Here is a 6,651-nt window from a genome sequence, read left to right on the forward strand (position 1 = left end):
ATCATCTACTGTCCCAAAGAAATTCAACTGGTGGCTCTCTCCGCCACGATTGCCAACGGCGAACAACTCACCGACTGGATTCAATCTGTCCATGGGGATGCCGAACTCATCTACTCCGACTGGCGACCAATTCCACTGCACTTTTACTTTTGCAATGGCAAGGGACTCTTTCCCCTTTTGGATGGACAACGTAAACGCCTCAACCCGAAGCTCCACGGCCAGAGCGAACCGCGGCGCCGCGGCGGCAAGGGGGACTTCTTGAGCATTCGCTACGTGGTTAGTCAACTGCAGCAGCGGGACATGCTACCGGCGATTTACTTTATCTTTAGTCGCCGTGGCTGTGACCAAGCGGTTCAAGAGGTCCTGGGCATGAATCTGCTCACCAAGGCAGAACAGCAGGCACTGGCGGAACGGGTCGAGACCTTTTGGGTCCAGCATCAGGACATTGTTGCCCCGGAAATGATTGTCCCCCTCTACCAAGGGATTGCCGCTCACCATGCCGGGGTGCTCCCCGTGGTGAAAACCCTTGTGGAAACACTCTTTCAGGAAGGCCTGATCAAAATCGTCTTTGCCACAGAAACGCTGGCGGCAGGGATCAATATGCCGGCGCGCACCACTGTTATTTCTACCCTCTCAAAGCGCACTGACAGTGGTCATCGGCTCTTGACAGCCTCGGAGTTCCTCCAAATGGCAGGACGAGCCGGCCGCCGGGGCATGGATACGGTGGGTCATGTGGTTACCTTGCAAACCCCCTTTGAGGGTGCCCATGAAGCAGCATTTTTGGCCACCGCCGCTCCCGATCCCCTGATGAGCCAATTTACCCCCAGCTATGGCATGGTCTTGAACCTGCTCCAACGCCACACCCTTGAAGAAGCGCGGGAACTGGTGGAGCGCAGTTTTGGGCAATATTTGGCCACATTGCAACTGACACCGCAGCGGCAGGCGATCGCCCAACTGGAAACGGAACTGCAAACCGTGCAACAACGCCTTGCAGGCATTGATCGCCAGCAACTAGCGCAGTATCAAAAGCTGCGGGAACGGCTACGGCAGGATCAACGCCTCCTGAAAATCCTCGAACAGCAGGCGGAGCAGGAACGCGCCCAAGCACTTCTCCCTTTGATGATGGCAGTGCCACCGGGAACGTGGCTCCATATCAAATCCCCCCTACGGGAGCAGCGCCCCTTAGCCGCCGTCCTCTGTCAACCCGTTGCCGGTTCAGGCCAGTTGCCCCACTGGTTGTGCCTTGCTGCCGATGGTCGTTTGCGGGTAGTTGGCATTGATGACATTTTGGGGGTCTATCCCGATCGCCCCCCCTGTGATCGTCTCCCCCCCCTCCCAGAGGCGATGAAACTGCGCCTAGGGGAAAGTTATCCCTGCCATGGGGCAGATCACTACCTGGGTTCCCTCCCTGATCTCCCACCCGTCTTAGCTGCGCCGGAGGTGGCTGCCCAAGCTGCTCAAATTGCCGACCTAGAGGCCAAACTCAGCCAACTGCAAGGAAGTCTGCCGCAAAATGTCCATTCGCTGCTGCGCTTAGTTCGTCGCGAAGAACGGCTACAAGCGGAGCTGCGCGATCGCCAGCAGAAGCTCCATCAACAGTCCCAACGCCACTGGGAGCAATTTCTTGCCCTCATTGCTGCACTGCAAGACTTTGGTGGCCTCAATGATCTGACCCCCACTCCCCTTGGGGAAATGGCCGCTGCCCTGCGGGGAGAGAACGAACTTTGGTTGGCCTTGGCCTTGGCCTCTGGCGAACTGGATGACTTGCCCCCCCACCTCTTGGCGGCAGCGATCGCGGCTCTAGTGACTGAAACACCCCGCTCCGACAGTTGGTGCAACTACCCCATTCCCAGTGAAGTGGAAGAACGCCTGGCCGCCCTGAGTCCGATTCGCCGGCGGCTCTTTCAGGTGCAGCGCCGCTATCACATTATTTTTCCCCTCTGGTACGAGTGGGATCTCATTGGCTTGGTGGAGCAGTGGGCCTTGGGTACACCGTGGAATGAATTGTGCGCTCAAACGAATCTTGATGCCGGCGATATTGTGCGATTGCTGCGGCGCACCCTCGATTTTCTTTCCCAAATTCCCCATGCACCTCACACCAGTCCCCAACTGCGCCAAAGTGCCGAGCAGGCACGCTATCTCCTCGATCGCTTCCCTGTCAATGACCTACTGGAAGGGGTGGAGCTAGAGGCGGCAACCGTATAGTTTGAGTCATTATAAGGAGTGGCTCAGGCGGGATTCGAACCTGCGACCTTGGGCTTATGAGTCCCCTGCTCTAACCACTGAGCTACTGAGCCGAAATTTTTGCGTAATTTTCATTATAACGCGAATATCTCAAAACTCAAGGCTCAGGCGAGCAAATTCCAGGGGAGTTCACTCTACAATAAAGAATAGATAAAGAATAGAGCCATTTAGGGGAAGGATAGGCGTTGAGCAAAGCAGAACGCACAGCTCTTGACAACAAGCTATCACAGCGATTTATTCATCTCGATCCAGCAGGGTATTTCATTATCTACATTGACCCTGAGCAAGACCTGATCTGGATGAAACACTATCCCAACGACATCAATGAGAAAGGCTTAGCAGTGGATCCCGACACCGGGAAACCCATTCCCACCAAAGGGAAAGTCACGCGGGAACCCGATCTGGTACTGAGCGGTCGCACAGCTAAGGAGTTATGTATTGAACTCTTTGAAAAAGATCGCCAACTGGTGACGATGTTTGACCATGCGGCCTATCTCGGTCGTGAATTGATGCGGGCACAGTTTTGTTTGGATGAAGGACTTGAGTATATCCAAGATTAGGCAACAGATTAGACAACACTGGCGCTGGAGGGTAGGGGCAGTCCTTTTGATGCTCTGTGCCCTAGTAGGTACTGCCCTATCAGCGATCGCCACCCCAGACGGGAGCGGCACTGTCGATGTTTTGCCCTTGAATGCCCAGTTGGGAGCGCAAATTTATCTGCAGCGCTGTGGCAGTTGCCATCTGGCGGTGCCCCCGGAAACACTGCCCACTCAAGCATGGCAGGTGCTGATTCAAGATACCAATCACTACGGCGCGACCCTCGAACCCATGCCCCGCCCAGAGTTAGTGCCGCTGTGGAACTATTTGCGCACCTATTCTCGACCGCTTCCTGAGGATGCCCAAATCCCCTTTCGCGTTGGGCGATCGCCCTTCTTTCGCATCCTCCATCCCCGTGTTGCAGTGCCGCAGCCAGTCACCCTCGATGGTTGTGCCCAGTGTCATCCCAAGGCCACCCTCTTTAACTTTCGTGAGCTCAGTCCGCAGTGGCTGGATTCCCCCTAGAATGTTTAGGGATGGCGAATTCTCCAGCGCCCCATGGGTTCTAGCTCCTCCAATCACTCTTCTTTGCCTCTTCAACGGATGATGATGCGCAGTCGCTGGCTACAGCAGGAGTGGTGGACGGTTGTGGCCCTCCTCCTCTGGGGAATTTTGTTTCTCCAATATGGGTTGCAGGAGCAACTGGGGTTACTGATTCACCCCAACTACTTTGGACTGGCGATCGCCAGTGGTTTTCTTTTAGTTGCTGTGAGTGGTTGGCAAGGGTGGCGGTTGTGGCGGGGGCGAGTAACACCTGGGCAACATGCTGCCCTCTTACCGGCCCGTTGGACGCTCACTATCCTCATTTTCGCGGCAGTGGCGGGCTTGGTGATTACGCCCCGTCCTTTCAATAGTGCGACGGCCATTCATCGCGGTCTCGAGGATGGCTTGACAGTGACACGCAATCGTCCAGTGGCTTTTCGCCTGAATCAACGGCCGCAGGAGCGCACACTCATTGACTGGATTCGCACCCTTGACGTCTATCCCGAACCCGACGCCTATAGCGGGCTACCGGCTCGCATTGAGGGATTTGCTGTCCATAGTCCCCAACTGCCACAGACCTATCTCACCCTCAGCCGCTTTGTGATTACCTGTTGTGCAGCGGATGCTTATCCGGTGGGCCTGCCAGTGAAATTGGGGCGATCGCGCCAAGCCTATCCCCAAGATCAGTGGTTTCGGGTTGAAGGTCGGATGACCACAGAAACCCTCAACAACCGCCGCCAATTGGTACTCGTTGCTGAGACGATCACGCCGATTCCTGAACCTGAAAATCCCTTTATGTACTGAGGCAATGCTTTTTCACCTGATTCACATTCCCTGTTGTAACCAAAGACAGCTTGGATAAAGCCAGATGGCTACGCCAGCAAGGATAATCTCCGATGACTCTCAGATCACTCAGCTCAAGGAGAGCGAAGAATCCTAGGGAAGCCTTCATGGGCGGTGAGGGACTCGAACCCCCGACAGCCTCGGTGTAAACGAGATACTCTACCAACTGAGTTAACCGCCCAAGTTCCAGAGTATTTATCATAGCAAAGGTATAGCCCATTTCTAAAATCTCGGTCCCCAAAGGGGGCCTAGCCTGTTCTACAGGAGTTTGAAGCAAGCCTGGACCATCTCCGGGAAAAGCACTGTAGGTCAATACAAGTCATCTCTTGTAAAGAAAATCCGCTAGGATCAACCTGTTGAGATATACAAGGAATGCCCTATGGGAGCAGCAACGGCAGCCAGTGATCAACGGCTACGGAATTTTGTGATTGCTGTTGTCGCCATTCTCATTAGTTTTGCCCTATTGGCTGGTTTACGCAGTAGCAATCAACCCCTCACCCTTGCCGAGCAAGCCAAACACGCTACCCCTTGGGAGGAGGCTCAAGTCAATGGCAAGCCCACACTTTTGGAGTTTTATGCCAACTGGTGCAGCACCTGTCGTTCGATGGCCAAGGATTTAGGGGAATTAAAGGGGCAATATCGCGATCGCGTGAACTTTGTCATGCTGAATGTGGACAACCCCAAGTGGCTACCGGAAATTGAGCAATTTAATGTGGATGGGATTCCCCACTTTGTCTTTCTGAATCGGCAACTGGAACCCCAAGCGGTGGCGATCGGCCTCCAACCCAAGGAAGTGATGGCCAAAAATCTTGAAGCCCTCAGCAATAACCTCCCCTTGCCCTATGGTCAACTGACGGGTGAAATGTCGCAACTCCCAGGTCCCCTCGCCCGTCAACGCAGTGATGATCCCCGTAGTCATGGGGGCTAGACGGTGGAACCCCAAGATGAGGTGCGCCAAGTCTATGAAGAGACCCAGGCGCGGATCAACCAGCTTTACCGCGAGTATGAGCAGATCAAAGCCACCCAAGCCCGCTTGAAAGAACCTAACCAGGCGGCCTTAGATCAACAGCGCGATCGCCTGCAACAGGAACTGCGGCAACTAGAGGCGGAGTTTGGCCTCACCCTGCTTTTTCATCTAGGAGAGGCGGCCCAGGAACGTTGGCAAGAGATTCTGGCTCAAGAAAACTTTTGGCAATTTGTGCGCTTTGCCGGTTTGGGGTTTATTCTTGGCCTCCTTGTTAAGAGCCTGATGGGCTGATCCTTAGGGCAGTTTGCCAGAGCCCGGGGCGAGAATCGGGAATGGGCATTGCGCCAACGGTCTTTGCATAAAACGCCTCTGCGGAGACCCAACCAATGACGGCATAGCCATAGCCTGCACTGCGCATTTGAGCCAAGGTTAACTGCAAGAGAAGGCGACCAATTCCCCGTCCTCGGTGCGGTTCTGCCACCGCCATGGGGCCAAACAGTCCTAGGGCGGCAGCATCATAGCAGGCAAAGCCGAGTAGTTCACCCTCTTGAACAGCAATCAGTCCCCGTGGGGGGCGTTGGCTGAAGGCGATCGCCACTTCACTCCGCCAACCGGCACTCAAGCGATCGCCCACCCACTGGACAATCCAATCCACTTCTGATCCCAAGGGCTGCCGATAGTGAATCCCCTGCTGTTGATGCGCCAGCACGGCGGGCCAATCCACCACCAGATCGTAGAGCCTGACCAGCATATCGGTCATTGGCTGTTTCCTGCCTTTTCTAGCGGCTCAAACTGACAAGGGGACGTTGGAGCGCCTGCATCAACTCGTCAAACTGATCCGGAGTAAGGGATTGGGCACCATCGGAAAGCGCCTTGGCTGGATTTGGGTGTACCTCAATCATCAGGGCATCAGCGCCTGCGGCCACAGCGGCTTTGGCCATTGCGGGCACAAATTCTGCCCAGCCAGTGCCATGACTGGGGTCAATCATAATCGGTAGATGGGTAAGCTTGCGCAGTACGGGAATCGCCCCTAAATCCAAGGTATTGCGGGTATATTCGCGGTCAAAGGTACGAATGCCCCGTTCACAGAGAATGACATTGGGATTTCCTGCCGCCAGAATGTACTCCGCAGCCATTAACCATTCCTCAATAGTGGCGGACATGCCCCGTTTCAGGAGGATGGGTTTAGGTTGGGCACCCACCCGCTTCAAGAGAGAAAAATTTTGCATATTGCGGGCACCAATTTGCAGCACATCGGCCACTTCGGCAATTTTGTCTAAATCCGCTGCGTCCATCACTTCGGTAATGATGCCCAAACCGGTTGCTGCTTTTGCTGCCGCCAGCAGCTCAAGGGCACTTTCGCCATGCCCCTGGAAGGCATAGGGGGAGGTACGGGGTTTGTAGGCGCCGCCGCGCAGGAATTTGGCCCCCGCTGCTTTCACCCGCTGCGCCGTTTCAATGATCATGGCCTCATTCTCAACCGAGCAAGGCCCCGCCACAACCACCACATCATGGCC

Annotated in this window: 8 protein-coding genes and 2 tRNA genes; 6 read left to right on the forward strand and 4 right to left on the reverse strand. The window is 55.2% G+C overall.

Annotated features, from left to right (window positions below; translation table 11 throughout):
- On the forward strand, nucleotides 1-2,205 hold a 2,205-nt coding region (locus tag H8Q75_RS08020), incomplete at its 5' end, for a helicase-related protein (protein ID WP_297041105.1).
- A gap of 19 nt (nucleotides 2,206-2,224) precedes the next feature.
- Here H8Q75_RS08020 and H8Q75_RS08025 read toward each other — a convergent pair.
- Nucleotides 2,225-2,297: transfer RNA gene (locus H8Q75_RS08025), tRNA-Met, on the reverse strand.
- 132 nt (nucleotides 2,298-2,429) lie between these two features.
- Between H8Q75_RS08025 and H8Q75_RS08030 the strand changes: the two genes are divergently transcribed.
- From H8Q75_RS08030 to H8Q75_RS08040, 3 genes are all read left to right on the forward strand, one after another.
- Nucleotides 2,430-2,804, forward strand: coding sequence for a DUF4346 domain-containing protein (locus tag H8Q75_RS08030; RefSeq protein WP_024123873.1), 375 nt, complete (start codon nucleotides 2,430-2,432; stop codon nucleotides 2,802-2,804).
- A 49-nt stretch (nucleotides 2,805-2,853) separates the two neighbouring features.
- Nucleotides 2,854-3,306 carry a diheme cytochrome c gene (locus H8Q75_RS08035; RefSeq protein WP_225871763.1) on the forward strand — a complete coding sequence of 151 codons (453 nt, stop codon included), beginning with the start codon at nucleotides 2,854-2,856 and terminating at the stop codon, nucleotides 3,304-3,306.
- Nucleotides 3,307-3,384: 78 nt separating this feature from the next.
- Complete coding sequence (locus H8Q75_RS08040) at nucleotides 3,385-4,128, forward strand: TIGR03943 family protein (protein ID WP_225871762.1); 744 nt, start codon at nucleotides 3,385-3,387, stop codon at nucleotides 4,126-4,128.
- Between the two features lie 147 nt (nucleotides 4,129-4,275).
- Here H8Q75_RS08040 and H8Q75_RS08045 read toward each other — a convergent pair.
- Nucleotides 4,276-4,348: transfer RNA gene (locus tag H8Q75_RS08045), tRNA-Val, on the reverse strand.
- Nucleotides 4,349-4,546: 198 nt separating this feature from the next.
- Here H8Q75_RS08045 and H8Q75_RS08050 point away from each other — a divergent pair.
- Nucleotides 4,547-5,095 (forward strand): thioredoxin family protein, encoded by a 549-nt coding sequence (locus H8Q75_RS08050; RefSeq protein WP_024123870.1) that lies wholly within the window; start codon nucleotides 4,547-4,549, stop codon nucleotides 5,093-5,095.
- A 3-nt stretch (nucleotides 5,096-5,098) separates the two neighbouring features.
- Nucleotides 5,099-5,425, forward strand: a complete 327-nt coding sequence (locus H8Q75_RS08055) for a hypothetical protein (RefSeq protein WP_024123869.1) — start codon at nucleotides 5,099-5,101, stop codon at nucleotides 5,423-5,425.
- Here the strand turns inward: H8Q75_RS08055 and H8Q75_RS08060 are convergent.
- Together H8Q75_RS08060 and aroF are read right to left on the reverse strand one after the other, a co-directional pair.
- On the reverse strand, nucleotides 5,406-5,894 hold the full coding sequence (locus H8Q75_RS08060) for a GNAT family N-acetyltransferase (RefSeq protein ID WP_024123868.1): 489 nt from the start codon (nucleotides 5,892-5,894) through the stop codon (nucleotides 5,406-5,408). The two genes, H8Q75_RS08055 and H8Q75_RS08060, sit on opposite strands and share 20 nt — an antisense overlap.
- Nucleotides 5,895-5,913: 19 nt before the next feature.
- Nucleotides 5,914-6,651, reverse strand: a 738-nt coding sequence (gene aroF, locus H8Q75_RS08065; protein WP_297041106.1) for a 3-deoxy-7-phosphoheptulonate synthase, incomplete at its 5' end; no start/stop codon positions are given.

Source organism: Thermosynechococcus sp. OHK43, from assembly GCF_014466085.1.
In the GTDB taxonomy this organism is placed as follows: Bacteria; Cyanobacteriota; Cyanobacteriia; order Thermosynechococcales; family Thermosynechococcaceae; genus Thermosynechococcus.